This is a genomic window from Pseudomonas sp. SP16.1 (assembly GCF_052682975.1).
The window spans coordinates 1,912,563-1,938,538 of record NZ_JBQYFZ010000001.1; the positions used below are offsets into that span (position 1 = coordinate 1,912,563).

A 25,976-nucleotide genomic window follows, 5' to 3' on the forward strand; every position below is an offset into this window, starting at 1 on the left:
GCAGTAAGGTTTGTCAGATCGGTGCCACCCAGCCCTCGGCCAATGGGTAGCACCGGTGCCGATCTAACGCAGGGCGAAGTCACCTACCATTCCCGCCTGGTAATGCCCAGGCAACGTGCAGGCAAAACTCAAGGTCCCGGCCTGGGGGAATGTCCAAACGAACTCTTTGGTCGTGCCGGGCTCAACGAGAATGGCGTTCGCGTCTTCATGCTTGGCTTTGATGACTTCCGGATACCCGGGAGGATTGGAGTCTCCCGTGCCATAACGCTCATGCCAGACAATGCTTTCGGCCATACCGGTCGGTGTCAGCGTGCCGTCCTTGAACAAGGCTGCCATCTTGCGCTGGTGTTCCAGTTGGAACGCTGCGTGCCCGATGTTGAACTCGTGCATCAATGCGCCCTCGTTCTTCAGAACGAAGCGCACGGTCTCGCCGGGCTTTACGTTGATCGTCTTCTGGCTGTAGTTGATGTCGTCCATCTTCACCAAGATGGTACGAGTCGCCGGCGTCGCCTGGGCTTGTTGCCCAAAGTCACTTCCACTGGGCTCGGCAATTGCCGGAATAGCAGTGCTGATGAACAGCGTGCTGATCAGCAGCTTAAGGGGGATGCGTTTCATGGTGAGACCTCGCTAGGTAGGCTGGAAATCTCATGCTATTCCACGCTTGCTGCCAGGCCGCTGACCCCAAAACTACAATTGCGTCAGCTGGAAAAAAGCACGGCGCCATTGAGGCGCCGCTAGGCCAAAGGAGCAATCACGGAAGGCCTGGAAGATGGGGAAACTCTTACTTATGGCACTCTTTGTCGGCCATCATCAGTTTGTGCTCGCGAATCATTTGACCCAGCACGTCGTCTACCAGCTTGTCATGCTTTTCCATCCAGGCCAGATGCTCTTCGGTCGACATACCCGGAGCAGGATGTTCGTCGTGCAGCTGACTCATAATGTTTTCGAGCATTTTCATGTGCTCCTGCATGTGCACATGCCGCTCGCTGGCTGGGGCCTTCTCCGCCTGGATCAGCACAGCTTCTGCTTTGTCGCGCATCTGCTGGATGCGCTCGAATACTCGATCGCTGCCCCCTTCGGCCCAAGCCATAGAAGACAGCAGTAGCGAACCAACCAGAAGCAAAGGTTTCAGCGATTTCATGGGGCAGTCTCCATCATTGCAAACTGAGGCCGGCACCTCTGCTTTTGGTCTGTCGAGGGCCGAGAGCACAACCTAGTGCTCATGCTTGCACCCTAGACAAGCCACCCTGTCAGCGACCTGAAACCAGGATTACATTTTCGTAAGCTTCTGGTTGGTGCCGCTGTTTGCCTGCAAACTCAGGCCACCCGTTTTTTGGAGTCTGCTCGCATGAAACTACTGGTAGCTGAAGATGAACCCAAAACCGGTGCATATCTGCAGCAAGGCCTCACCGAAGCGGGATTCAATGTCGACCGGGTTATGACAGGTACGGATGCCCTGCAGCACGCGCTGAGCGAGCCCTATGACCTGCTGATCCTGGATGTGATGATGCCGGGGCTGGACGGCTGGGAAGTGCTGCGCATGGTGCGCGCCGCCGGAAAAGACGTCCCAGTGCTGTTCCTGACCGCACGCGATGGTGTGGAGGATCGCGTTAAAGGGTTGGAACTGGGCGCGGATGACTACCTGATCAAGCCATTTGCTTTCTCAGAGCTTCTGGCCAGGGTCAGAACGCTGCTGCGCCGAGGCAATGGCTCACCCACGCAAACCACCATGAAAATTGCCGATCTCGAAGTCGATCTGATGAAGCGGCGCGCGGTCCGGGGTGGGAAAAGGATTGACCTGACGGCGAAGGAGTTTTCACTGCTGGAACTGCTACTGCGCCGGCGCGGCGAAGTGCTCCCGAAATCGCTGATTGCTTCGCAGGTTTGGGACATGAACTTCGACAGCGACACCAACGTCATTGAGGTCGCTGTACGTCGGCTGCGCGCCAAGATCGATGACGATTTCGATCTCAAGCTGATCCATACCGCCCGCGGCATGGGGTACATGATGGATGCGCCGGAGTGAATATGAAGCACCTCTCGCTGACCGCCCGCATGAGCTTGATGTTCATGTCCGCGGTGATTGCCGTCCTGACAGTAGCGGGGCTGAGCTTCAACATGCTCAGCCAGCACCACTTCAAGATGCTGGACCGGCAGGCCCTGGTGGAAAAACTCGAATCAGCCAAACATATTCTCAACAACGCTCGCAGCGGAGCTAGCCTCTCCGAGGAGTTACCGCAGTTGCGAGCCTTGCTGGGAGCGCATCAGGATCTGGCCGCAACCATCCTGGCCAGCGACGGCGCAGTGCTCTTTTCCGACCCCAGAGCAGTCGAAGTGCCGGAACGCTTCAGGCGTGCCGATGAGCAGAGCATGTGGGAGTGGCAGAAAGACGAGCACATGTACCGGGGCATGACGGCTCAAATCTCTGTGACTGACCAACCCGAACCGCTTACAGCTCTGCTGATTCTCGATGTTACCAATCACACACACTTTTTCGACACGCTGCAGCGATGGTTCTGGATTGGATTGGTCATCAGTGCCTTGGTCAGTGCAGCGCTTGGCTGGGTGGTTGCTCGCAGTGGCCTCAGGCCGCTGCGACAGGTCACTCGTGTGGCCACCGGGATGTCCGCCCGTTCATTGCAGGAACGGATTCCTCTTGAGCCGGTGCCACAGGAACTTCAGCAGTTGGTACTGTCCTTCAACGCGATGCTGGCCCGACTTGAAGAGGCCTTCATTCGACTCTCCAATTTCTCCGCTGACATCGCACACGAACTGCGCACCCCCGTCAGCAACCTGATGACCCACACTGAAGTGGTGCTAAGCAAGAAGCGCGATATCAATGCCTACGAGGAGAATCTGTACTCGAACCTGGAGGAATTGAAGCGCATGTCTCGCATGATCGATGACATGCTGTTCTTGGCCAAGGCTGATAATGGCCTGATCATCCCAGAGCAGGCCAGGATCGAACTGGCTGACGTAGTCTTCAAACTGTTTGACTACTACCACCTCCTGGCCGAAGAGCGCGGCATTGAACTATCGCTCACAGGCAAAGGCCAAGTGCTAGGAGATCGGCTGATGCTTGATCGAGCGCTGTCCAACTTGCTGTCCAATGCGCTGCGTTACACGCCGGCGGGAAAGACAATTTCGGTCCTGATCCGCCAGACAGCGGACTCAACTACCTTCAGCATCGAGAACCCTGGGAACACAATCAGTTCGGAGCATCTAGAGAAACTCTTCGACCGCTTTTACCGGGTAGATCCTGCTCGACGCGAAGGTAGCCCGAGCAATGCCGGGCTCGGGCTTGCCATCACCCGATCCATAATCGAGGCTCACAAAGGCCGCATTTGGTGTACTTCAGCGGCTGGCCTCACGGGCTTTCACATTGAATTCCCCCATTCCAGCTGATGTCGGTCTGCCGGTAAGCAGACTACAGCTGACAGCTAGCCCAGCATGACAAAGCGAGCTCAGGTGCAATTCGACCGAGCGCAGATGGCTTTCGCCATCCAGGCAGGCAACGAGAGGTGAGCTGACACTAGAGCCCGCCATTCGCTCTCGGGTAGTAGTTTATGAAGCTTTGAAACGGCATCACCTACGCTTGCCTTGTAAGCGTCTGCCGAACTCACCTTGCGTAATTCAGGCGGGTGCCCATTGATGCGGCAGTAGTTGGCCAATCTCGCTGGCCCGCTGTGTCGGCAGCCGCATCAGCACATCCTTCAGGTAGGCGTACGGATCATGCCCATTCATGCGCGCCGACTGGATCAGGCTCATGATCGCCGCCGCCCGTTTGCCGCTGCGCAGCGACCCGGCAAACAGCCAGTTCGAGCGTCCAAGGGCCCATGGTCGAATCTGGTTCTCGACCTGATTGTTGTCGATGGGCACAGAGCCATCTTCGACATAGCGAGTCAGAGCCAGCCAGCGTTTGAGGCTGTAATCCAAGGCTTTCGCCGTGGCTGATCCGTTGGGCACTCGATCACGCTGGGCCAGCATCCATTCATGCAGCGCATCGAGGATCGGTGAAGACTTGTCCTGGCGTATTCGCCAGCGTTCTTCATCGCTCATGTGCCGTGCTTGCCGCTCGATTTCATACAGCCCGGCAATGGAGTGCAGCGCCTGTTCGGCTAACTGGCTTTTGTTCGCTGCGTGCAGATCGAAAAATTTGCGGCGGGCGTGGGCCATGCAGCCAATTTCGGTGATGCCCTGCTCGAAGCTGGCCTTGTAGCCGGCGAAGTCGTCGCAGACCAGCTTGCCACTCCACTGACCCAGAAAATTGCGCGCATGCTCACCAGCCCGGCTGGGGCTGAAGTCATACACCACGGCCTTCAGGTCGGCGAAGGGTGTGGTGCAGTATGCCCAGACGTAAGCCCGGTGGGTTTTCTTCTCGCCAGGGGCCAGCATTTGCACGGGGGTTTCGTCGGCGTGGATCACGCCTTGCGCCAGTACCGCCTCGCGCAGGGCGTCGACCAATGGTTGGAGCTGTACGCCGGTTTGTCCGACCCACTGCGCCAGCGTCGAGCGGGCGATGGCCAGGCCAGCGCGCCCAAAAATCTTTTCTTGCCTATACAGCGGCAGGTGGTCGGCAAATTTGGCCACCATCACGTGAGCCAGCAGGCCGGCAGTGGGGATGCCCTTGTCGATCACCTGGGCTGGTACCGGCGCCTGGATCAGTGTTTCGCACTGACGGCAGGCCCATTTGCCACGCACGTGCTGTTCGACGGTGAACACGCCCGGCGTGTAATCCAGCTTTTCGCTGATGTCTTCGCCGATGCGTTGCAGCTGGCAGCCGCAGGCGCATTGAGTGTTCTGCGGCTCGTGACGGATCACAGTACGCGGAAACTGGGCTGGCAGCGGTGCGCGCTTGGGCTGTTGGCGGGGTTCAGCCGGAGCCGCCGGAGGATTGAGGGTTTTCAGTTCCGCCTCGATAGCGGCAATGTCCGTGTCGAGCAAATCATCCAGTAGGCTGCCCTGGTCAGGGCTTAGTTGCTCGCTACGCTTGGCGAACTTGTGTCGCTTGAACCAGGCGATTTCATGGGTGAGCTGCTCGATGACGGTTTGATCGCGGTCGATCTTCTTGCCCATCGTTTCAACCGTCTTACCCAACGTGTCGACTTGCGACAGCAACTGCGCAGCGAGTGCGCGCAGTTGCTCAGGTGTCAGTTGGTCGAGATTGGGCAAGGAAGTCATGCCGCTGATTGTGCCAGAGCAGGCGATCAGCGCAGATAAAGCGATGGGCTAATGGCCGTCGCTACAGCACTGTGATCGCACCGGCTGCACCAACCCGCTGCCAAGGTAAACCGAGCACCTGAATCGCCCCTAGTTTCGTAGACACCTCCAAGCCTCATAATATGGCCTATTAGGAGGTGCCATGAGCAACCCGCGTTATCCCGAAGAATTCAAAATCGAAGCAGTCAAACAGGTGACCGAACGAGGTCTGCCAGTGGCTGAGGTAGCTGCTCGTTTGGGTATGTCGACCCACAGCCTGTATGCCTGGGTTAAACGCTACAGCAAGCCCCAAGAGCAGCGCGCGCAAGAGGACGATCAGCAAGCTGAGCTGCGTCGTCTTCGTGCCGAACTCAAGCGCGTGACCGAAGAGCGAGACATCCTAAAAAAGGCCGCCGCGTACTTTGCCAAGGAGTCCGGCTGAAGTACGCCGTTATCAGCAAGCTGTCGGTGGAGTACCCGGTGCGGCGCCTCTGCCAGACCCTCCAGGTACATCCCAGCGGTTACTACGCCTGGCTGGCCGAGCCGAAATCTGCACGCGCCAAGGAGGATCAGCGTCTGCTCGGATTGATCAAGCATGCCTGGTTGGAAAGCGGCGGGGTCTACGGCTACCGCAAGATCCACGACGACCTGCGTGAGCTGGGCGAGTCTTGTGGCCGGCACCGCGTGGCTCGCCTGATGCGGGGAGAGGGACTGCGCTCGCAGACCGGTTATCGTCGGCGCCCCGGGTACTATGGTGGCAAGCCGACTGTGGCCTCGCCCAACCGTCTGGAGCGGAAGTTCAACGTCAGTGAACCGAACAAGGTCTGGGTCACCGACATCACTTACATCCGCACCTATGAGGGTTGGTTGTACTTGGCGGTGGTACTGGATCTGTTTTCGCGCCAAGTGATTGGCTGGTCGATGAAGCCACGGATGTGCAGTGACCTGGCCATTGATGCCCTGTTGATGGCGGTGTGGCGGCGAAAGCCCAAGCAGGAAGTGATGATCCACTCCGACCAGGGCAGCCAGTTCAGCAGCTCGGACTGGCAGAGTTTCCTCAAGGCCAACAACCTGATCAGCAGCATGAGTCGACGCGGCAACTGCCACGACAACGCGGTCGCGGAAAGCTTTTTCCAGTTGCTGAAGCGGGAACGCATCCGACGGAAAACCTACGGCACCCGCGAAGAAGCCCGCAGTGATGTGTTCGATTACATCGAGATGTTTTATAACCCCAAGCGCCGGCACAGCAGCGCTATGCAGCTATCGCCAGTGGAGTTTGAAAAGCGCTATTTCCAGAGCTTGGAGAGTGTCTAGAAAACCTGGGGCGATTCAGACAGAGCCTGCAAAAACTCCCGTGTCTGCACGACGCTACGGGTGCGTTCGTATGCCATCGTCACTGTTCTGCTCCCATGTCTCTACAGGTGATTCCCGCTTATTTTTAACATTCTCTACTGCTTGCTACAGGACTTGCCAATTTCTTTAGGCGCTGATTCAGCTCGGGAGCTTGAGCTGTCGCCTGGACATATAGCGGAATTGAATATTGTATCGCCCCGCTTCCCTAGAGGCCTCCGGGCCTCATAATTGAGGCCTTTAGGAGGTACCATGAGCAACCAGTGTTACCCTGAGGACTCAAAATCGAAGCGGTCAAGCAAGTGACCCAATGCGACCTCCCTGCTGCCGAGGTTGCGGCTCGGCTGGGCGTATCCACACAAAGCCTGTATGTGTGGACTAAGCACTACAGTAAGTGGACTACCCCCGCTCCAGTAGACATCTCCGGCCTATACCGGACCCAGCGCAAGCGCGAAGATGATCAGCAGGCCGAACTGCGCCGCCTACGTGCTGAGCTCAGCGAGTGACCTAGGAGCGCGACATCCTGAAATGGCCGCCGCGTACTTTGCCAAGGAGTCCGGCTGAAGTACGCTTTTGTCCGCCAGCTCTCGGCGGACTACGCCGTTCAACGCCTCTGTCAGGTGCTGAAAGTGCATCCCAGCGGCTACTAAGGCTGGCTGAACGGGCCTAAGTCTGCGCGAGCCAAGGACGATCATGACCAAGCATTCATGGCTGGAAAGCGGTGGTGTCTACGGCTGCCGCAAGATCCATGCGGATTTGCGTGAACTGAGTGAGCGCTGCGGACGACATCGTGTTGCCAGGCTGATGCGTGTGGAAGGATTGCGCTCGCAGACGTGCTATCGTCGTTGGCCTGGCCGTTACGATGGCAAGCCAGCTACGCCGACACCGAATCGACTGGAACGCCAGTTCAATGTCAGTGAGCCGAACAAGGTTTGGGGCACCGACATCGCCTACATACGCACCTATGAAGGCTGGCTCTACCTGGCAGTAGCGCTCGACCTGTTCTCTCGTCGGGTCATCGGCTGGTCGATGTAGCCCCGCATGAGCAGCGATCTGGCTATCTACGCGCTGCTGATGGCGGTATGGCGACGCAAGCCGCGACAAGAGGTGATGATTCACTCCGACCAAGGCAGTCAGTTCAGTAGTGCGGACTGGCAGCGCTTTATCCGAGCCAACAATCTGACGAGCAGCATGAGTCACCCAGCAAACATCATGCCAACGCAGTCACCGAGAGCTTTTTCCAAGTGCTCAAGCGCGAGCAGATCAAGCGCAGAATCTACGAGAGCCGCGGCAAAGCATGGAGCGATGTATTCGACAACCCCAAGCGACGACATAGTTTCACCGAGAAGCTATCGCCGATAGAGTTCGAGCGTCGTTATTTTCTGAGGCAGGATAGTTTATAAAAAAACCGAGACCTATTTAGATCGCTGTTCTTCCTCAGTCGCAGGAAGCAGCGATAGAGTTCATATCCTAGGCGTGGAAACCGCAATGCCGAATGATAAATCTCAATCGACATCTATCCGCATTGCACAGCGGGTCAAGCGCCTACCGAAAGGACAGCCCTTCTCTATCAGGAACTTTGCGGAGTTTGGCACCCGCAATGCCGTTTACAAGGCAATAGCACTGCTGGTCAACAGAGGCGACTTAGAGAGGCTACATCGAGGCATCTACATGCGCCCCAAACCTAGTCGGTATGTAGCGCGGTACCGGCCTAGTGCTTGGGAGGTCGTGAGGTTGATTGCCAGGCAGAACCGTCAAACCCTCCAAATGCATGGCGCCAATGCTGTACGAATGTTTGGTCTCAGCACCCAGATGCCATTGGTCCCGATTTACTACACTAGCGGGCCAAGTCGATCATTCCATTTCGGGAAAGGTGAGGTACGTCTGATACATGCTCCGCCATCGGTTATGCAGCATGCCGGAACCGAAGTTGGGACAGCAATCAGTGCTCTCTTTTATCTAGGCAAAGAAGGTGCAAACGCAGGATGCATTACAGCCATCCAAAACGCGCTCAAGCCTGCAGACCAAATCACCCTGATGACCTGCAAAATGCCTCAGTGGATGCGCAGAGCACTTGAGCTTAGCTGCGAACGTAACCTTCCACCCGAGCACTCTGGCAGTAGATCTCACAAGTAATGCCCGGAAGGCCTCATTGGGCTCAGGGATTGCGCTCCATTTCAAATCCTATCGCGTGACTGATAGATCATAGTCGTATTATCAATAATGCGCATTCTCAAGGCGACTGAGCTCCTCCTCAATCCGCAGAACGAGGTCACGGCGCGCTACTCCGCTTTCTTTGATCAGATAGGCGGCGGCCAGAATGGTAGCCGGGTGGACATCCAGCACGCTGGCGAGTTGCTCGACCTTCTCGATGGTCGGCCCCTTAATGCCACGCTCCAGGCTGCTCAGGTAGGTTCGGCTACTGACGTTGGAAAAGTCTTCCTGGGTAAGGCCCTGCTGCTTGCGCAGCCTTTTAAGCGCCAGCCCGAATGCTGTGTTCAGCTCCATTTTGCCGATCCTTAAAAAGGGATCGATGAAGCCTTCACGTACACTATAGGGCTACAATCTATAGGTTTCATTTTCAGGTGCAGGGCTATGTTCACGACTTACCGGAGTGCGGAGATCCACTTGGATACCGCAAAGGGCACCACCGCCCAACTGTGGAGCTATGTTGAGCAGGAGATCAGCTGGCCCTGGTTCTACCTGCAAATCGCCCGACGCCACGGCCGTCAGGCCTATCGAAGCATGCTGATGCTTAATCACGCCCATGATCTAAAAAAGATCATTGATGATCAGTCGAATCTGGCCTGGGTGGAGGAAGTGCAGCTGGTCACACCGGCACACGTCAATGGCCACTCAACGTGGTTGATGGAGCCACTGAAAGAAATTTGCATCGTTCGAGATGGGCCCGCCGGAGATCCGGGCTACCTCTATAAAGTCGCCGATGGCGTCAGCTACTCAATGCATCACCGGAAAAACTTGGAGGCACTGATTGTCACCGACGTTATTTTTTCGGCCGAAATGCATCTGCGACGGAATGACATCAATGCTTAGAGGGCATTTCGCAACGACAGAAGTAGTCCGTCATTGTAGGGCGCCAGCTCTACCATCAGAGGTTTCGAAAGATGGCTGCAACTCGGGTAGTGATTCAAGACTGGGACGGCGATGGCGCCATCCGGATTCCTGATGAAATTCTCCAAGTAATGGGCGTTGAGGTCGGGGACAGTCTCTATCTCATCGAAGAGTATGTCGGCACTACTCGCTGTATTGTGCTGAGCAAGACCCCCCTCGTTCCAGACCGAACGGACGAATTAGTTGAGCACATGGACTCCGCGACAAAGTTAAACGCTTAGCCACTAGGCGAATCAGCGTCCTCAAGGAACCAGAACTAACACCCAGAGCCGGGAGTCTCCGCTTGAGCAGCCGCTTTGGATTTCGACTTGGTCGGCTTAGCCTTTGTGCGCCTGGCTCGGGTAGGCCTCACCAGTTGCTGCTCAAGGGTGCTGGCCCGTGCCTTCTCAGCGGCAGCGACCTGTTGTGCCTCGAGAAGTTGGGATAACACTGTGTCTAGCCGCTGGCGCAACTGGCCGTGTTGCCTTGTCACGATCTTGAGTTGAGCGGCGGCTAGCCTACTCTCCTCACGAGCTCGATCGACCTCGCGGTGGGCGCGATCTTCGATACCGCGCAGGTAGGCCGTCGCGGTATCACGCTCGTGGATCAACTGCTGCTGTGCGACCTGCAACTCTTGGCGCAACACAGTCACCTCCTGCACAGCTACTCTGCGCTCCTCGGCAAGCTCCGTACAGCGGCTTTTCTGGTCCGCCAGCTGTGTCTGGTGCTGTACCAGCAGCAGCTCCAAGTCGGCTAGACGAGTCTCGGCAGTGTGCTGAGCTGCTTGTGCGGCAGCTACCTGCTGCCGGGCCTTGGCTATCAACTGTCGTGCCTCATCCTCGACTGCGGCCACTTGTAACCGCTCGGCTTCTATCACGGCGCGTCGCTCGGCCAGCGCCTGCTCGGCAACGCCCTCCGCCAATAGCATGGCCTGCTGCCAGATCGCGACAAAGGACTGCGAAACCTCTGCCGGTAGTGTTGGCAGCCGTGTTTCACCGCGAAGCCGCTCGGCCAGATGCCCCCACCACTGATCCAGTAGTGCACCGACGCGCGCCGGGCTGCCACGCCCGAGCTCCAGCCGAACTCGTTCCACCGTCGGCCGTTCGCCGCGGGCCAAGACCGCATCCGCAGCCGCGAATACATCGGTTTCCGGCACGCCTACCGCCATACCCTGTCTCCTGTTAAATTAGATCTGATAAACAAATGTTATCCGACGTTATTTTTCGATTATTGGAAATATCATACGTTGAACGTATTTAATATTACAGATCAGCTGCCACTGACCAGCGAAACGCCGTTGGACCTGCATTTTCTGGCGACCAACGCCCAGGAAGCGGCAGCTGCATTCATCGCCGCCGGCACCGCGGCCAATACCGTGCGTAGCTACCGCAGCGCTCTCGGGTACTGGTCCGCTTGGTTGCAACTGCGCTACGGCCAGGCGCTGGGTGATGCGGCCTTGCCCTCCACGGTGGCCGTGCAGTTTGTGGTTGACCACCTGGCACGCCCGACGGCCGACGGCGAATGGGTGCACCTTTTGCCACCTACCATCGACGCCGCGCTGGTGGCTGCGCGGGTCAAGGCCAAACTCGGCCCCTTGGCCTACAACACCGTCAGCCATCGCCTGGCGGTACTCGGTAAATGGCATCGGATTAACGGCTGGGGCAGTCCAACCGAGACGGCGGCGTTGAAGGCCTTGCTGCGCGAAGCGCGCAAAGCCCAGTCGCGCCATGGCGTGTCGGTGCGCAAGAAAACCGCCATCATCCTAGAGCCGTTGCAAGCGCTACTTGCCACTTGCACCGACGGCGTGCGCGGGGTACGTGATCGTGCCCTCCTCCTGCTGGCATGGAGTGGCGGTGGCCGCCGTCGCTCCGAAGTGGTCGGCTTGCAGATCGGTGATGTACGCCGACTGGATGCTGACACCTGGCTCTACGCTCTGGGCACGACTAAAACCGACACCGGCGGGCTGCGCCGTGAGAAACCGCTCCGTGGGCCGGCAGCACAAGCCCTGTCAGCCTGGCTGGAAGTTGCACCGGCCGAATCCGGACCGCTGTTCCGTCGAATTTATAGGGGCGGAAAGGTCGGCACCCAAGGCCTGTCAGCCGACCAGGTGGCGCGAATTGTCCAGCGCCGTGCGCAGTTGGCGGGCCTGGACGGCGATTGGGCCGCGCACAGCCTGCGCTCGGGTTTCGTCACCGAAGCCGGCCGTCAGGGCGTACCGCTCGGCGAAGTGATGGCCATGACCGAGCACCGCAGTGTCGGCACCGTGATGGGCTACGTTCAGGCAGGTACTCTGCTCGACAGTCGGGCCAGTCAATTGCTCGGTCCAGCTGTGGTCGCCCCTGAGCCAGCAACGGTCGAGCGGCGAGGCAACGACGTACAACCAGGCGAAGACTGAGCCCCAAATTGCTTGAAATTGCGCGTTGAAACCGAGGTCATACACATTGCACTGCAGATACGCAGCACTGGTGCCGTAGGCCTCGCTCAGCGGCCCCTGCCGCTGCAATGGAGGAGCGCGTGTCGAGTGCCACAAAGTTTGGGTGGCTGCGCCGCCATCCACCTTATTACTCAGCAGTTGCTGAACCGTCCAAAGCTTGCGCGATCACTCCCCCATCACCAGTACCCGGGGATGTTTGCCTATCCGCAGCAGGCACATAGGCAAGCCGTTCGATGGCGGTCAGGCCCGGCCGAAAGCGGCAAACCACGCTGTGCATCGGCTTCTATGCCTGAAATATCCCGGTGACTATAAATTATAGCTGCCGAGATATTTAGGGATAATTTCCTGAGATCCGGCCAGGTGGTAGGCACTGGCCACTGTTCGCAAGTGCCCGTAATTCAAAGCTCAAAACACCGGCCTAGCTCACCAATTGCGGGCTTCTTGAGCTGGTACAGCTGAGCCGCTTAGCCAATAGGTACAGGGATTCAACAGCGGTTGCTTGAGACGGGATGGTCGGCCGGCGACAGAGCACCTCAAAGGCGCTTGGTACGGCTTTTCAGACATCAAAGTTAAAAGTAAAACATCGCCGTCGCCCGCAGCGACCCGTAAAACAGCCTGAGCGGTGCCGGGGTGCTCAACTCTGCGTGGGTCCCGAAATTGCGAATAGCAAGCGCCTGCCCATTCTGGACAGGTCCTAAGAGCTGACGCATGGCCGTGCGGTCAGCGGGCAGATCGAAATAAAGTGAAAAACACCCTGACTCCCTCTCGCCAAGCAGCCGATCCAATACAAAGCGATGGCGGGCGGCGTCCAATAGCGCATAAAAATGTCGAGGATCAATGTGAACTACAAACCGTGGCGCAGCGCGACTCCAGAACCATAAACGGGAAACAAGCTGGTAGAACATGCATAGAAAAAATCGGTGCAATTCCTTGGCCTTCATCTGAAGCCTTTCCAACTGCTGCGAGGCCTGCTCGGAAAGCTGCGGCTCCGTTTCATCACTGCTCAGGTATTCAAATTTCTGTCGAAATATCGACAAAGCCGCGTTATACACGCACATACTGCGCGAAGAATCACCGAAGTCGGGTCGTGAAAGCACGGCGCAGCAGGGGCAGGTGTGATGCGCCTTGAGCAGACGCATTTGATGAAATCGAATAAAACTTCTGTAGCATTCATCGGGCGAAACCGTCAGCTTACTCCAACCAATCGCGCAAAATATTGTGGCCCATTTTTTCGTTGATAAATCAGGGAGGATCTCCGGTGTCGCGCAACTGTCTGCAACGACTTGCGCCCCCTCAGCAGGCACCTCAGCGAAATTGAGCACATCCAGTACTGCCAGGCGGTGCAGTCGTTCAGTATTGTTTTGTAAGTTCAAGCAGGCTGACACATAAGGGGCGGTAGCAAAGGAACGACAAGCAGCAAAGATCGCTGCCCGGTTCGGCACCCAGTAGCCGCAATCTTCGCACCGGTAGCCAACGGGACTGCCGAACGGGGCGGGAGTGAATAGGCGAACATCGTGGCAACGCTCACACAGGGGGGTTAGCGGCTGATGATGCCACGGACAGCTAACCATAAAGCGCAAGGAAAAGATTGTCGGAACGAACCCTGTCTCCGCCAGACAAGCCGCACAGTACTTGATGGGGTCGTAAGCATGCTTGGGGAAAGAACCAAAGGTTCGCCGGAGCAAATGGCTGAGCAACCAATGGGAGTGATAACTGGGATATATCCCGGCCAGGGCCGTCTCGATCTGAGTTTCCAGGCCTTTTTTTGTGCCATTCTGTGTATTCCGCTGCGGCAACGCGCTAAGCACGACCCTCCCGGAGACGCCATTCACCACGGCGACTTTGTGCAGAACGGCAACGGCCTGATCGTACGGGTGTGGAAAGTTATCTGGCAAAAATAGCCCGTGCCTAAAATACATCGCAGAACATCCGAATACTTGTGCGGCGAACCGCTTCAGCGACCAGCTTGTCATCGACTTCGAACAAGGCGCTGTCATGCGGTGCGATGAGCAGCAATAGGTCAAGGATCGACTCGCGTACGTGCTGCATGGGGAGATTGTTGACGTACTCCCCCGCTACACTTTCCTCGAACGCCTTCCAGAGCAAGCCCGCCAGCGGTGCCAACCTGAGTCCGGCGGCAAAGGCCTCTGCCGCGAAGAACGCGGTATAGCTGATGCCCGACCCAACGGGGTACTCGGAGCCCTCGTCACACGCCAGCAGGATCGCCGTCAGTTCGTCGACGCTCCGACACCCGTGGAACGGAATGATTTCTGCAAAGAAGCGGGCCACTATCTGCGGGCGCTTCACCGCCCGGAGCCCGCTGAGTAGCTGATAGATCTCCGATTGGGCAAAACCGATGACCGTTAAATTGATGCTTTGCAACTGCAGATAATTGTGAAGGTCCGCCAGCACGCGAAAATCGTTTTGACGCCATTGTTGAATCTCATCGACAACCAATACACATTGCGGCGCGGGCTGGCCGGTCACATGCCCTTCGATGTAGGCCAGCAGGTGCTGAAGAAAATCTACGCCACGTGATGCAGGCTTCGTATGCTCCGACTCACATAACTCCTTCAATGCGGACTGCCGCCGGCCGGGTTCGCGGTGGCGGGCGATGTGGAGCACCGTGAAAATGTCCGGCAACTGGACCTTTAACTGCTCGGCGACAAATTTTGCACAACGGGATTTGCCGACCCGCGACGCGCCTTCGAACAGCACGCCAGATCGTCTGGCGGCCACCCGATCGAGACTCAAGCGAAGGACGCGCACCATCTGGTGCGTGATAAACAGCGCCTGGTCGGTCTTGAGAGGGTGAGCCGTGATGCTCATCGCTCGACTCGGTTAAGCGCGCGACCAGGCGTGGGCAGTTCACCGTATTCGCTATCTGCTTGGATGAAGTAGTCCGCTCGCGCTGCCCGGCTTTTTCGGGGTTGCGGGTTTTCCGCCTGCTGGGTCGCCGCTTCCCGGCCGATGGACAACGCCACTCCAGCTTGTCCGTGCTGAGTGAAGTAATCACTGAGTTGCTGAACTGGGCATTTATCCTCATCGATCTTCAGGTCGCCAGAACGGATCAAGCTGTTCACCTTGCGGCGCACGGAGGGCGTATGCTTGAACTCTCCCCACCACCCCTGAGCCTGGAGAAAGCCAATACACTCACCGTTGGGCAGATAGGCTTTGACCGCTCGGTAATCGTGATTGTCGACTTCAATCAACAATTCCATGCCAACAAAGCCGAAATCACCAGCGAGGACTCCGTTGGTGTAGCGCACCCGATCTAATTGGATGTAAGGACGACGTCCACTGTCGCAGCCACCACGCACAGTCGCTTTGCGAGTGGCCAGATCCGCCTGCAATCGCTCTAGCTGGTCGGCTGCGTAGTGCGGAATCAGTGCGTCCTGGCGGAAGAACTGTTCCAGACAACCCAGCGGAGAAAGGAGCCCCAGCCCTTCGCTGGGCGTGACATTGTAGTTGGCGAGCATCACATCTATAGCATCCTCCATCAGCGTGAAGTCTATTTCGTATTTCACGGCCTTTTGCTCGGCGTCCTTGGCCCGCCCGGCATGAGGATGACTTCCAGTAGATGAGACCAATCCGTGAACTTTCCGAGCCACCTCCAGAAAGGAACGTTCTATTTCCGCGCGTGCTTCGAAGTGCCCCACCGACCCGATGCACACCTGGAAACCGAAGTCGCGACGTGCCCCCGTTGTAATTTTCTTGGCGATGTTAGATAAGTGAGCGTCTGCAAAAAAAGCCCCGAAGCCGACTCCCTGGCAGCCTTCAATGATGCCCGAAGGCAGCCCTGCGCCTGGGCGATACCTATACTCTTCGTTTGCTAACGCTCTTGGGCACCATTTCCCCAGGCAGGCCTGGGCGATAACTTCACGCACATCGGCCGCCGAGACCTCACTTCTCAGAACGAGCTTATAGGCCAGGACTGCATGGGAAAAAGGTTCGATTAGCGACAACAACCAGATCCGATCAATCGCGACCCATTGATAGGAACCCGGAATTTCCTCTATGCGCAGCGCGAAAATGGCATCGATGGAATGCCCATCAAGCTGCGCGCAATCGAAAGGCCGCTTAGGGCGAATGAAACGTCGATGACCTGTGCCAGTCGCCAGATGAGCCACGGCGTCTTCCTCGCCGTGGGCATGAATGTATTGAACCGCGAACCTGGAACGCAGCGCTGTTAGGTACTTCCGGATGGATGTACGGCCGCCGTGTTTGGTATTGAAAGGCCAAGCCGGCGAGACAATGCCTGCCTTCTCCAGCGTCCGGTAGAACGCTGAGACCAAGTAACTCATCCCCCCTCGGGCGTCATTTAAGACCGCACCGGGAGTACGGAGTAGGTCGATCACCGCCACTTCAATTTCAGGGTGCTCGGACAACAGCAGGTTGAGCGCCCCCGTCAGCCCCCCCTGCTGCTCGGATCGCTTCACGCCAGTAAGCGTCCAGCCAAGTCACCTTCCGAACTCCAGCATTAAGGGCGATGGTGTCCGCGTATTTTTAAGCGGACGCGTTCGTCCTTAACGTTAGGATTTCCATGCGCCAACGAAGCTCTTACCCCAAACCGTTCAAGGTCCAGGTCGTTCAGGAATGCCTACAACCGGGTGCGACCGTCTCCAGCGTTGCCATCCGCCATGGCATCAACGCCAACGTCATTCGAAAATGGCTACCGCTTTACCGAGATCAGCTACCCGCGGTGTTGCCGGCGTTCGTTCCATTGAGGGCTACGCCCAAACGGCCGACTGCAGCATCGGTGATTATTGAGCTATCGCTTGGCGAGCAGTCAGTCACAGTGAAATGGCCAGTGTCCGATCCTGACGGCTGCGCCCGCTTTGTCCGGGGGCTTGCCCCGTGATCCGCATCGATAGCATCTGGCTTGCCACTGAGCCGATGGACATGCGCGCCGGCACCGAGACCGCATTGGCCCGTGTAGTGGAGGTATTCGGTGCGGCGAAGCCGCACTGTGCTTATCTGTTCGCCAACCGCCGCGCCAACCGCATGAAAGTGTTGGTGCATGACGGTGTAGGGATCTGGCTGGCCGCGCGGCGATTGAACCAGGGCAAGTTTCACTGGCCAGGCATCCACCGCGGCTCGGAAGTTGAACTCGACACCGAGCAGCTTCAGGCTTTGGTGCTCGGTTTACCTTGGCAGCGGGTTGGTGCAGCCGGTGCGATCACAGTGCTGTAGCGACGGCCATTAGCCCATCGCTTTATCTGCGCTGATCGCCTGCTCTGGCACAATCAGCGGCATGACTTCCTTGCCCAATCTCGACCAACTGACACCTGAGCAACTGCGCGCACTCGCTGCGCAGTTGCTGTCGCAAGTCGACACGTTGGGTAAGACGGTTGAAACGATGGGCAAGAAGATCGACCGCGATCAAACCGTCATCGAGCAGCTCACCCATGAAATCGCCTGGTTCAAGCGACACAAGTTCGCCAAGCGTAGCGAGCAACTAAGCCCTGACCAGGGCAGCCTACTGGATGATTTGCTCGACACGGACATTGCCGCTATCGAGGCGGAACTGAAAACCCTCAATCCTCCGGCGGCTCCGGCTGAACCCCGCCAACAGCCCAAGCGCGCACCGCTGCCAGCCCAGTTTCCGCGTACTGTGATCCGTCACGAGCCGCAGAACACTCAATGCGCCTGCGGCTGCCAGCTGCAACGCATCGGCGAAGACATCAGCGAAAAGCTGGATTACACGCCGGGCGTGTTCACCGTCGAACAGCACGTGCGTGGCAAATGGGCCTGCCGTCAGTGCGAAACACTGATCCAGGCGCCGGTACCAGCCCAGGTGATCGACAAGGGCATCCCCACTGCCGGCCTGCTGGCTCACGTGATGGTGGCCAAATTTGCCGACCACCTGCCGCTGTATAGGCAAGAAAAGATTTTTGGGCGCGCTGGCCTGGCCATCGCCCGCTCGACGCTGGCGCAGTGGGTCGGACAAACCGGCGTACAGCTCCAACCATTGGTCGACGCCCTGCGCGAGGCGGTACTGGCGCAAGGCGTGATCCACGCCGACGAAACCCCCGTGCAAATGCTGGCCCCTGGCGAGAAGAAAACCCACCGGGCTTACGTCTGGGCATACTGCACCACACCCTTCGCCGACCTGAAGGCCGTGGTGTATGACTTCAGCCCCAGCCGGGCTGGTGAGCATGCGCGCAATTTTCTGGGTCAGTGGAGTGGCAAGCTGGTCTGCGACGACTTCGCCGGCTACAAGGCCAGCTTCGAGCAGGGCATCACCGAAATTGGCTGCATGGCCCACGCCCGCCGCAAATTTTTCGATCTGCACGCAGCGAACAAAAGCCAGTTAGCCGAACAGGCGCTGCACTCCATTGCCGGGCTGTATGAAATCGAGCGGCAAGCACGGCACATGAGCGATGAAGAACGCTGGCGAATACGCCAGGACAAGTCTTCACCGATCCTCGATGCGCTGCATGAATGGATGCTGGCCCAGCGTGATCGAGTGCCCAACGGATCAGCCACGGCGAAAGCCTTGGATTACAGCCTCAAACGCTGGCTGGCTCTGACTCGCTATGTCGAAGATGGCTCTGTGCCCATCGACAACAATCAGGTCGAGAACCAGATTCGACCATGGGCCCTTGGACGCTCGAACTGGCTGTTTGCCGGGTCGCTGCGCAGCGGCAAACGGGCGGCGGCGATCATGAGCCTGATCCAGTCGGCGCGCATGAATGGGCATGATCCGTACGCCTACCTGAAGGATGTGCTGATGCGGCTGCCGACACAGCGGGCCAGCGAGATTGGCCAACTACTGCCGCATCAATGGGCACCCGCCTGAATTACGCAAGGTGAGTTCGGCAGACGCTTACTCACGCCAATGGGCTTACGACGCTCATAGGGAACAACCCGGGTATGCGAGATTAACGCCCGCTCGCCAAAACAATGCCCCTCTTCATCCAAAGTGCAGAAGCGCTGTACAAGCCGGTTGACCTCGTTGGACGGCAACCCAGTTTGCAGCCTGATCGCTTTCATTGAGGCCCCGTCGATGTACATCGACACGGCGAGCCGCCTGCTGGCGAAATCCGCCCACTGCGCCTTTGGTACAGTCGCTGGCTCGACGCGCGGCCACTCGCCCAGCCTGATGGCCTGAGGGATCGCGGTACGTTTCATGATGGCCCCCTAAACGACCATGTCGTCCGTTGAGTGGGGGTAGACTCCTCAATCTCGAGCGCCACAACACCTTCAATAGTGAGACGCACCATGGCACTAACTAGATGCGTCGGTGCAAGCATGGGAAATGCATGCAGCAATCCACCAAACGTACCTTCTTGCTCCAGCTTCACATACTCACAAACTGTCTTCTGAACATGATTCATCTGGGATTGATTGCGCGTAACCGCAATGAAATGCATAAGACGGAGACGTGGCAGTAACTCATATTGGCGGGCAGTGCGTGTCGACTCATCGAACAAGCGGTATAATGCCCCGTTATTCTCAGCCAACTCCCGCTGCTTAATTATCTGCTCGCTAGAGCCCACTTCATCAATATAGCCAGCCTTGACTTCATGCCACTCCAGAATGCCGCTAGAGTTCCTAGCCACCACATCTGGCCTAGTCCTCCGGCCGCCTACTTGGTCACCATACAATTCGTCGGCTGTCGGAATCCAGAAGTCAACAATATCGGAATCAAATTCGATATTCAGCAACCAGTGCGCGAGCTCTTGATTGCTTTCCAAGACAAGGTCGTCGCGCTTCTTATGGCTATAGACTAACCATAAGTAGCTACGTGTAGATCGTCGACTACGGAGCCTCGCGAGAAAAGCATTCTCTGGTGTCTTATTGGGCATAGCCACCCCTTCTCATTTGAGTTGAGCCTTGGGGGTGACTCACCTCTCCCGCGCGTGAAGTCCATTTAAGTGAGGGGGCATGCACCAACTACAATAATAGCCACTATCAACCGATAGTCTATGAAATAAAAAACTTAAAAGCCAACTTAATATGCATCCTCGGCATATACACCCAGAGAATTCCTTGAGAATTCTCAACTATAAATAACACCAAGCATCTGGATTCACAGAAGACTGCAGAGTTATGAAGTCAGCACGCATATGATGGTCATCGTTGAGCGGTGCAAGTTTTTGGGATGACATATTATGTATACAAACAGAGCTGAGATAAATCGCACTCATTCCAGCTGGGCAAAAAGCGCTCAGCGCAGAGCATTGCGCCCCTATATTGAATGGCAACAACGAGATTTGCCGACACTTCCCTACGAAGTCTGCCTCTACTTGTCAGATAATCTTGGTCTTATTGACAGCAAACAAATGAGCTTTACGCTTTCCGCTCTTGGTCACTGGCACGAAGACAATAATTTCCCTGACCCTACAGCGAGCCCATCAGTCATCGAGTTGCTACGTCAAATCAAATGCAGGACACCCAGACAGAACTGTCCTTCACTTCAACTGCCAATTTCAATAAGGGATGTAATGTATCTATCCGAACTATATGGGCGCCAGTTTTCTCCTGAGATGGCGCTAGGCGAAGGCCGCCGCGACAATGAGACAAGGAAAGTCTCGAACCGAGCATTTATAGCCCTTCGCAATAGGGCGATCTTATTGATAGCATTTTGGTTCGGACTTGCCACCAGAGAGGTGTGCAAGCTTACGAAAGATGATCTACACATAACAAAGAAAACGATTAAGATCACCGCAAATCGCCTCAGCCCCAATGGAGGCAGAGAGAGATATTCTTTTCAGATTACTCGCCTTCCATTGCTCTGCCCTTTGGCAGCGATAGAAGACTGGTTAGCTCATTCGGGAAACTCGACCCACTATATATTTTCCTGTGCAAGCCGCCCCACCCGAACCACTCCAGTTACCTCTAGAGCCGTGCAGAGTAGTTTCAAAAAATTAATGTCGACGTATGCCGGACCTCCGCGCAACACCCGATCACTCCGCTACAGTCTTTACTTCTTTCTTATAGATAGTGGTTGGTCTCGTCGGAAAATACTAAAATACGCTCCATTTTATATAAGCCATGCCTCTAAGGTGCGCGTAGGAAAAACCCAAAGAGATATGGATAAGGATCGCCCTGAAATATCTCCTGAACACATATCATCCATGCTCTTGGCAATCGAAAACAGCTTGTATCGGCCCGCTTATAACAAAAAGCAATAAAATCATCGCCGCCACACTAAAATCGCTTCGCACTCGTGTGAATCTTTAGTTACGGGCAATTCGGTTGGCTTTTTATAAGGCCTGCCATTGGAAACTAAATCTTTGAAAATTTTCGTAACGGCAAAATTATGCTTATGATTTACATGGATTTTATGCGCCAGAATAATTCCAATCTTTAGTAATGAGCACTGATCTCACCGTTCAGGGCCATCCGCTAAAAATGTCCTGCACGCTGCGATTGCGCAGCTTGGTTACCCCTTCGCCGTGGCGCTGTGCGACCTACAGGCGACCCGTTCATCGACCGCCTTGTCGGGCCGTCCAGTAAGCAGTTGAACCCGTTTCGGCCCGATAAGGGGCAACTGCAGCAGCTCGACCTGTCCCGCCGGCACTTCGCCATGCAGGAGCTCGAGCAACGGGCAAGTGCCGGTCAGGCTGAGGATGCGGATCTTCTCGGCCAGGTCCTCGCCAACGCCGGGCAACTTGGGCAGCGGTTCGCCGGACAGCACCCGCGCGGCCAGCGAGGTTTGCTCGCCACGCACACTGCGCGCTGCATGGCGATAGGCGCGCACGCGAAATGGATTGGCGTCTTCCAGTTCGAGCAGGTCGGCAATTTCCTCGAACACCCGGGCGATATGCTCATTGTCCGGCGCGGTATGGGTCTCGATACCTGGAGATGGAGGACTGGGCATGGCTGTGCACCTAGAGTCCCTGGTCGCACTCGCTGTCTTCGCACAGGTTCTGGTAGCCCACCAGCAGCGAGAGCGCCTCCAGATAGTTCGCCAGCACGCCGAGCAGGTCATCGGCGGAGACGATGCCGACCAGCGCCCCCTCACCATCGACGATCGGCAGGCGACGAACGTTGAAGTGACGCATCCTGTCGATGACCTCGAACACGTCCTCGCTTTCCCATGCGCTGACCAGATCGCGCATCTGGATGTCACCGACGCGGATGCGCTCCAGATCCACCTCGTCGTTGGCGACTATCTCCAGGACGATGTCGCGGTCGGTAACGATGCCTACGGGCCGGAAACGCTCCGGGTCGATACGCTCGGCGAGCACCAGGTCGCCGACATGATAGTCACGCATCAGTCGGGCGGCAGTCAGGATGGATACGTCGGGTGCCGCGATGACAACGTCGCGGTTGCAGTATTTGCCAATGGACATGATCGCTCTCCTCTACGAGGGTATGGCTGTCCCCATTTGCACGATGGACGCAGTGACCGGGACTCACTTTGATCTCGATCAGTCCGATCGCTTATCTACGGCCAACTTGCGCCGGCAAGAGGTGGCATCTGTCCGCCTTGCCAAGCGGTGAGGGTGCTGGGCGTAACCCACCAGGTGATTCCCTGCCGGCGACGAGTCGGGGGCGCATGGCCTATAAGTTCTAGTGGAATCACCTTTCACGATCTTCCCTGTCCGGAACAGGCGGTTTCGAATACGTTGTGATGCTGCAGGAGACGCCCCCATGGCTCGTGCCCGCTCCCACTCTGCCCTGCTCTGGCTGTTCGCCTCGCTGCTAGCGGCCGTCTGGCTGTGGGCCGCGATCGAGCCGGTAAGCCGCAGCGACTGGCTGCTGGAGAACCTGCTGGTGTTCGCCGTGGTCGTCCTGCTGCTGGTCAGCGCCCGGCGCTTCGTCTTCTCGTCGACGTCCTACGGGCTATTCAGCCTGTTTCTCGCGCTGCACCTGTACGGCTCGCACTACACCTACTCGGAAACGCCCTTCGGCTTCTGGCTGAGCGGGCAACTGGGATGGGGGCGCAACCATTACGATCGCCTGGTGCATTTCGCCTTCGGCCTGCTGCTGAGCGTCCCCTTGCGCGAGCTGTTGCAGCGCCGCGCCGACCTGACGGGCCGCTGGCTGACGCTGATGAGCCTGGCCAGCGTGATGGCCCTGAGCAGCCTCTACGAGCAGATGGAGATGCTCGCGGCACTGGTGGTCGCGCCGGACCTGGGCACGGCCTTTCTCGGCACCCAGGGCGATGAATGGGACGCGCAGAAGGATGCCGGGCTGGCCGCGCTCGGCGCCCTGCTCGCCCTGCTGCTGGTCCGTGTGTTCGAACGTCGACCGCGCTTCCTGCCCGCGCAATCCGTCCCGCCGCGGCAAGGGCGAGGCGTATGGCGGCGACCGCGCCGTTGACCTGCATCAAGCCGCGCCGGCGGGCGGGCACCGACACTGTAATGCCGCCGATTGACCGACTGGAGAGAGGCCGTGGAGAAACAGCACCAATGGAACATCTGGTACTTCGTCCTCAGCTTCGTCCTGCTGGTCGTCCTGCAGAGTTGGTGGGCCCAGCAGAACGCGGTGCAGACCCTGCCCTACAGCGAATTCCTGCAACTGCTCGAGGAGGACAAGCTGCTCGAACTGAAGGTCGAGCAGCAGCGCATCAGCGGCAAGCTCAAGGAGCCGATCAACGGCCGTAGTCATTTCACCACCAATCGCGTCGATCCGGCCCTGGCCGGCGAACTGGCGCAGTCGCAGGTGACCTTCACCGGCGTGCGCGAAGACACCCTGCTGAACAACCTGCTCGGCTGGCTGCTGCCCTTCGTACTGATCTTCGCCCTGTGGAACTTCCTGCTGCGCGGCTTGTTCAACAAGCAGGGGCTCGGCGGCATGGTCAACGTCGGCCGCTCCAAGGCACGGGTATTCGTCCAGCGCGACACCGGGGTGACCTTCGCCGACGTCGCCGGGATCGACGAGGCCAAGGCCGAACTGGAGGAGATCGTCTCCTTCCTCAAGGACCAGCCGAAGTACAGCCGCCTCGGCGCGCGCATTCCCAAGGGCATTCTGCTGGTCGGCCCGCCCGGAACCGGCAAGACCCTGGTTGCCAAGGCCGTGGCCGGCGAGGCCTCGGTGCCGTTCTTCTCCATCTCCGGCTCGGAATTCGTCGAGATGTTCGTCGGCGTTGGTGCCGCACGGGTGCGCGATCTGTTCGAGCAGGCGCGCAAGGCCGCGCCCTGCATCATCTTCATCGACGAACTGGATGCCCTCGGCAAGATGCGCGGGGTCGGCGCCTTCGGCGGCAATGACGAGAAAGAGCAGACCCTCAACCAGTTGCTCGCCGAACTGGACGGTTTCGACACCGCAGAGGGCGTAGTGCTGCTGGCCGCCACCAACCGCCCGGAAGTGCTCGACCCGGCCCTGCTGCGCGCCGGCCGCTTCGACCGGCAGATCGTCATCGATCGACCGGATCGCCATGGCCGGGTCGCCATCCTGCGCGTGCACCTCAAGCGCATCCAGGTCAGCGACGACCTCGATCTGCAGCGGGTGGCCGGCATCACCACCGGGTTTTCCGGCGCGGACCTGGCCAACCTGGTCAACGAGGCCGCCATCCTGGCGACCCGCCGCGGCGCCGCCAAGGTGGAGATGGACGATTTCACCGCCGCGGTGGAGCGCATCGTCATCGGCAGCGAGCGGCGTGGCCGGCTGCTGCAGCCGCACGAACGCGAGGTCGTCGCGCACCACGAGATGGGCCACGCCCTGGCTGCGGCTAGCCTGCCCGGCATGGATCCGGTGCACAAGGTGTCGATCATCCCGCGCTCGGTCGGGGCGCTCGGCTATACCCTGCAGCGCCCCACCGAGGATCGCTTCCTGATCACCCTGGCAGAGCTGAAGAACCGCATGGTGGTGCTGCTGGCCGGGCGCGCGGCGGAAGACCTGGTGTTCGGCGAGATCTCCACCGGCGCAGCCGACGACCTGGCCAAGGTCACCGACATCGCCCGGCAGATCGTCACCCGCTTCGGCATGAGCGAACTCGGCCAGGCGGTACTGGAGCGCCAGGGCAACAGCTTCCTCGGCGAGCACGCCATCGCCCTGCGCGAGAAGGACTATTCCGAGCAGACCGCGCGCGAGGTCGACCTGTGCATCAAGGCGCTGATCGACGTCGCCTATGGCCAGGCCAAGGCCCTGCTGCAGGCGCGGCGTGCCGATCTTGAGCGCGGTGCCGCGTTGCTGCTGGAGCGCGAAACCCTGACTCCGGAAGATTTCCCAGCGCTACGCGCGGCGCAGGAGTAGGCCGCGCAGAACCTTGTGGCCAAGCCCTCGCTCCAGCAGCCCCGCTCGTCTCTACTCCGCGGGCTTAAGGTGTTCGCTTGATACGGATCAACGACCGCGTCTGGCAGCGGCGCAGAATTTCTATGGTCCACTCCCGGACATCCTCGAACAGGAGGCTCTGAATCATGGTCAGCACCGATAAGCAGCTGCCGATTGGCGACAGCGTGAAACAACCCGCACAGGCCGAAAAGTCCCCGGCGACCAGCACGGCCTGGCATCCCCTGGAAAGCCTGCGACGGCAGATCGACCATCTGTTCGAAGACATGGGGCGCAGCACGATGCGACTGCCATTCGGCCGCAGCGCCTTCGACGTCGAACCGTTCTGGCGTCGGGACTTCCTCGGCCACGGCGTGCCGGCGGTCGACATCGCCGAGAAGGACAAGAGTTTCGAGATCACCGTCGAGTTGCCCGGGACGGACGAGAAGGACCTGGAGATCCGCCTGGCCAACGGCAACATGATCATCCGCGGCGAGAAGCGCGAGGAAACCGAGGACAAGAGGAAGGACTACTACCTGTCGGAACGGCGCTACGGCGCCTTCGAGCGCGTCTTCAGCCTGCCCAAGGGCGTCGATGTCGAAGCCATCGAGGCCAGCGTCGACAAGGGCGTGCTGACCGTTTCGCTGCCGAAGAAACCCGAGGCGATCAAGCCGGAGAAGGTCATTCCGGTCAAGGCCCGCTGAGCTCGCCAGAC

27 protein-coding genes and 1 pseudogene are annotated in these 25,976 nt (G+C 58.2%); 15 read left to right on the forward strand and 13 right to left on the reverse strand.

From position 1 onward, the window contains the following. Positions 1 to 63 precede the first annotated feature (63 nt). Positions 64 to 615 (reverse strand): cupredoxin domain-containing protein, encoded by a 552-nt coding sequence (locus ACUTAF_RS09305; RefSeq protein ID WP_003452336.1) that lies wholly within the window; start codon positions 613 to 615, stop codon positions 64 to 66. 166 nt (positions 616 to 781) lie between these two features. Next, positions 782 to 1,141: a co-regulatory protein PtrA N-terminal domain-containing protein gene (locus ACUTAF_RS09310; protein WP_003452338.1), complete on the reverse strand. Its 360-nt coding sequence runs from the start codon at positions 1,139 to 1,141 to the stop codon at positions 782 to 784. A 207-nt stretch (positions 1,142 to 1,348) separates the two neighbouring features. On the opposite strand from ACUTAF_RS09310, the gene ACUTAF_RS09315 reads away from it, so the two are divergent. Together ACUTAF_RS09315 and ACUTAF_RS09320 are read left to right on the forward strand one after the other, a co-directional pair. After that, a complete protein-coding gene (locus ACUTAF_RS09315) occupies positions 1,349 to 2,026 on the forward strand; it encodes a heavy metal response regulator transcription factor (RefSeq protein WP_003452340.1) in 678 nt (225 codons plus the stop codon). A gap of 2 nt (positions 2,027 to 2,028) precedes the next feature. Further along, positions 2,029 to 3,405: a heavy metal sensor histidine kinase gene (locus ACUTAF_RS09320; RefSeq protein ID WP_192817701.1), complete on the forward strand. Its 1,377-nt coding sequence runs from the start codon at positions 2,029 to 2,031 to the stop codon at positions 3,403 to 3,405. A gap of 228 nt (positions 3,406 to 3,633) precedes the next feature. Here ACUTAF_RS09320 and tnpC (ACUTAF_RS09325) read toward each other — a convergent pair whose 3' ends face one another. Continuing rightward, on the reverse strand, positions 3,634 to 5,181 hold the full coding sequence (gene tnpC / locus ACUTAF_RS09325; RefSeq protein ID WP_445578482.1) for an IS66 family transposase: 1,548 nt from the start codon (positions 5,179 to 5,181) through the stop codon (positions 3,634 to 3,636). Between the two features lie 181 nt (positions 5,182 to 5,362). On the opposite strand from tnpC (ACUTAF_RS09325), the gene ACUTAF_RS09330 reads away from it, so the two are divergent. Beyond that, positions 5,363 to 6,513, forward strand: a protein-coding gene (locus ACUTAF_RS09330) for an IS3 family transposase (protein WP_445579689.1) whose coding sequence is annotated in 2 segments (ribosomal slippage) — positions 5,363 to 5,600 and positions 5,600 to 6,513 — 1,152 coding nt in all. Because the reading frame shifts where the segments join, the coding sequence is not laid out codon by codon here. Here ACUTAF_RS09330 and ACUTAF_RS09335 read toward each other — a convergent pair. Then, on the reverse strand, positions 6,510 to 6,590 hold the full coding sequence (locus ACUTAF_RS09335) for a hypothetical protein (RefSeq protein ID WP_445582423.1): 81 nt from the start codon (positions 6,588 to 6,590) through the stop codon (positions 6,510 to 6,512). The genes ACUTAF_RS09330 and ACUTAF_RS09335 overlap by 4 nt on opposite strands. Before the next feature lie 211 nt (positions 6,591 to 6,801). Here ACUTAF_RS09335 and ACUTAF_RS09340 point away from each other — a divergent pair. After that, positions 6,802 to 7,952: pseudogene (locus ACUTAF_RS09340) on the forward strand (IS3 family transposase). Between the two features lie 85 nt (positions 7,953 to 8,037). Next, positions 8,038 to 8,685 carry a DUF6088 family protein gene (locus ACUTAF_RS09345; protein WP_074971674.1) on the forward strand — a complete coding sequence of 216 codons (648 nt, stop codon included), beginning with the start codon at positions 8,038 to 8,040 and terminating at the stop codon, positions 8,683 to 8,685. Positions 8,686 to 8,766: 81 nt separating this feature from the next. Here ACUTAF_RS09345 and ACUTAF_RS09350 read toward each other — a convergent pair whose 3' ends face one another. Then, a complete protein-coding gene (locus ACUTAF_RS09350) occupies positions 8,767 to 9,057 on the reverse strand; it encodes a helix-turn-helix domain-containing protein (protein ID WP_003452348.1) in 291 nt (96 codons plus the stop codon). Between the two features lie 87 nt (positions 9,058 to 9,144). On the opposite strand from ACUTAF_RS09350, the gene ACUTAF_RS09355 reads away from it, so the two are divergent. Next, positions 9,145 to 9,603 carry a hypothetical protein gene (locus tag ACUTAF_RS09355; protein WP_036992949.1) on the forward strand — a complete coding sequence of 153 codons (459 nt, stop codon included), beginning with the start codon at positions 9,145 to 9,147 and terminating at the stop codon, positions 9,601 to 9,603. A gap of 71 nt (positions 9,604 to 9,674) precedes the next feature. Beyond that, a complete protein-coding gene (locus tag ACUTAF_RS09360) occupies positions 9,675 to 9,902 on the forward strand; it encodes an AbrB/MazE/SpoVT family DNA-binding domain-containing protein (protein ID WP_036992951.1) in 228 nt (75 codons plus the stop codon). Positions 9,903 to 9,937: 35 nt separating this feature from the next. On the opposite strand, the gene ACUTAF_RS09365 is transcribed toward ACUTAF_RS09360, so the two are convergent. Next, positions 9,938 to 10,828, reverse strand: coding sequence for a DNA-binding protein (locus tag ACUTAF_RS09365; protein ID WP_036992954.1), 891 nt, complete (start codon positions 10,826 to 10,828; stop codon positions 9,938 to 9,940). Positions 10,829 to 10,906: 78 nt separating this feature from the next. Between ACUTAF_RS09365 and ACUTAF_RS09370 the strand changes: the two genes are divergently transcribed. After that, positions 10,907 to 12,055: a site-specific integrase gene (locus tag ACUTAF_RS09370; protein ID WP_445579690.1), complete on the forward strand. Its 1,149-nt coding sequence runs from the start codon at positions 10,907 to 10,909 to the stop codon at positions 12,053 to 12,055. Between the two features lie 608 nt (positions 12,056 to 12,663). On the opposite strand, the gene ACUTAF_RS09375 is transcribed toward ACUTAF_RS09370, so the two are convergent. The 3 genes from ACUTAF_RS09375 to ACUTAF_RS09385 are packed head-to-tail and all read right to left on the reverse strand — an operon-like array spanning position 12,664 to position 16,533. Next, positions 12,664 to 14,067, reverse strand: a complete 1,404-nt coding sequence (locus tag ACUTAF_RS09375; protein ID WP_445579691.1) for a hypothetical protein — start codon at positions 14,065 to 14,067, stop codon at positions 12,664 to 12,666. Then, entirely contained in the window at positions 14,003 to 14,923 is a 921-nt protein-coding gene (locus ACUTAF_RS09380; RefSeq protein ID WP_445579692.1) for an ATP-binding protein, read from the reverse strand. The genes ACUTAF_RS09375 and ACUTAF_RS09380 overlap by 65 nt, the downstream gene beginning before the upstream one ends. Next, a complete protein-coding gene (locus ACUTAF_RS09385) occupies positions 14,920 to 16,533 on the reverse strand; it encodes a hypothetical protein (RefSeq protein ID WP_445579693.1) in 1,614 nt (537 codons plus the stop codon). The genes ACUTAF_RS09380 and ACUTAF_RS09385 overlap by 4 nt, the downstream gene beginning before the upstream one ends. Positions 16,534 to 16,637: 104 nt before the next feature. Here ACUTAF_RS09385 and tnpA point away from each other — a divergent pair, with 104 nt between their 5' ends. The 3 genes from tnpA to tnpC (ACUTAF_RS09400) all read left to right on the forward strand — a co-directional run bounded on the left by tnpA (position 16,638) and on the right by tnpC (ACUTAF_RS09400) (position 18,896). Then, complete coding sequence (gene tnpA / locus ACUTAF_RS09390; protein WP_003284819.1) at positions 16,638 to 16,955, forward strand: IS66-like element accessory protein TnpA; 318 nt, start codon at positions 16,638 to 16,640, stop codon at positions 16,953 to 16,955. Then, the gene (gene tnpB / locus ACUTAF_RS09395; protein WP_010562499.1) at positions 16,952 to 17,287 is read left to right on the forward strand and encodes an IS66 family insertion sequence element accessory protein TnpB; all 336 of its coding nucleotides are present in this window, start codon (positions 16,952 to 16,954) and stop codon (positions 17,285 to 17,287) included. The genes tnpA and tnpB overlap by 4 nt, the downstream gene beginning before the upstream one ends. A 61-nt stretch (positions 17,288 to 17,348) precedes the next feature. Continuing rightward, on the forward strand, positions 17,349 to 18,896 hold the full coding sequence (gene tnpC / locus ACUTAF_RS09400) for an IS66 family transposase (RefSeq protein WP_445578482.1): 1,548 nt from the start codon (positions 17,349 to 17,351) through the stop codon (positions 18,894 to 18,896). On the opposite strand, the gene ACUTAF_RS09405 is transcribed toward tnpC (ACUTAF_RS09400), so the two are convergent. Together ACUTAF_RS09405 and ACUTAF_RS09410 are read right to left on the reverse strand one after the other, a co-directional pair. Continuing rightward, entirely contained in the window at positions 18,878 to 19,228 is a 351-nt protein-coding gene (locus ACUTAF_RS09405; RefSeq protein WP_445579694.1) for a hypothetical protein, read from the reverse strand. The genes tnpC (ACUTAF_RS09400) and ACUTAF_RS09405 overlap by 19 nt on opposite strands. After that, a complete protein-coding gene (locus ACUTAF_RS09410) occupies positions 19,225 to 19,794 on the reverse strand; it encodes a hypothetical protein (RefSeq protein ID WP_445579695.1) in 570 nt (189 codons plus the stop codon). The genes ACUTAF_RS09405 and ACUTAF_RS09410 overlap by 4 nt, the downstream gene beginning before the upstream one ends. A 792-nt stretch (positions 19,795 to 20,586) precedes the next feature. Here ACUTAF_RS09410 and ACUTAF_RS09415 point away from each other — a divergent pair. Beyond that, the gene (locus tag ACUTAF_RS09415; protein ID WP_445582424.1) at positions 20,587 to 21,234 is read left to right on the forward strand and encodes a tyrosine-type recombinase/integrase; all 648 of its coding nucleotides are present in this window, start codon (positions 20,587 to 20,589) and stop codon (positions 21,232 to 21,234) included. Between the two features lie 251 nt (positions 21,235 to 21,485). Here the strand turns inward: ACUTAF_RS09415 and ACUTAF_RS09420 are convergent, their stop codons facing one another. Next, positions 21,486 to 21,923, reverse strand: coding sequence for a hypothetical protein (locus tag ACUTAF_RS09420; protein WP_445579696.1), 438 nt, complete (start codon positions 21,921 to 21,923; stop codon positions 21,486 to 21,488). A gap of 10 nt (positions 21,924 to 21,933) precedes the next feature. Beyond that, positions 21,934 to 22,398 carry a CBS domain-containing protein gene (locus ACUTAF_RS09425; protein WP_445579697.1) on the reverse strand — a complete coding sequence of 155 codons (465 nt, stop codon included), beginning with the start codon at positions 22,396 to 22,398 and terminating at the stop codon, positions 21,934 to 21,936. Between the two features lie 301 nt (positions 22,399 to 22,699). Between ACUTAF_RS09425 and ACUTAF_RS09430 the strand changes: the two genes are divergently transcribed. From ACUTAF_RS09430 to ACUTAF_RS09440, 3 genes are all read left to right on the forward strand, one after another. Further along, positions 22,700 to 23,371, forward strand: coding sequence for a DUF2238 domain-containing protein (locus tag ACUTAF_RS09430; RefSeq protein WP_445579698.1), 672 nt, complete (start codon positions 22,700 to 22,702; stop codon positions 23,369 to 23,371). Positions 23,372 to 23,443: 72 nt separating this feature from the next. Further along, positions 23,444 to 25,246: an ATP-dependent zinc metalloprotease FtsH gene (ftsH, locus tag ACUTAF_RS09435; RefSeq protein WP_445579699.1), complete on the forward strand. Its 1,803-nt coding sequence runs from the start codon at positions 23,444 to 23,446 to the stop codon at positions 25,244 to 25,246. Between the two features lie 164 nt (positions 25,247 to 25,410). Continuing rightward, complete coding sequence (locus ACUTAF_RS09440) at positions 25,411 to 25,965, forward strand: Hsp20/alpha crystallin family protein (RefSeq protein WP_445579700.1); 555 nt, start codon at positions 25,411 to 25,413, stop codon at positions 25,963 to 25,965. Positions 25,966 to 25,976: the final 11 nt, after the last annotated feature.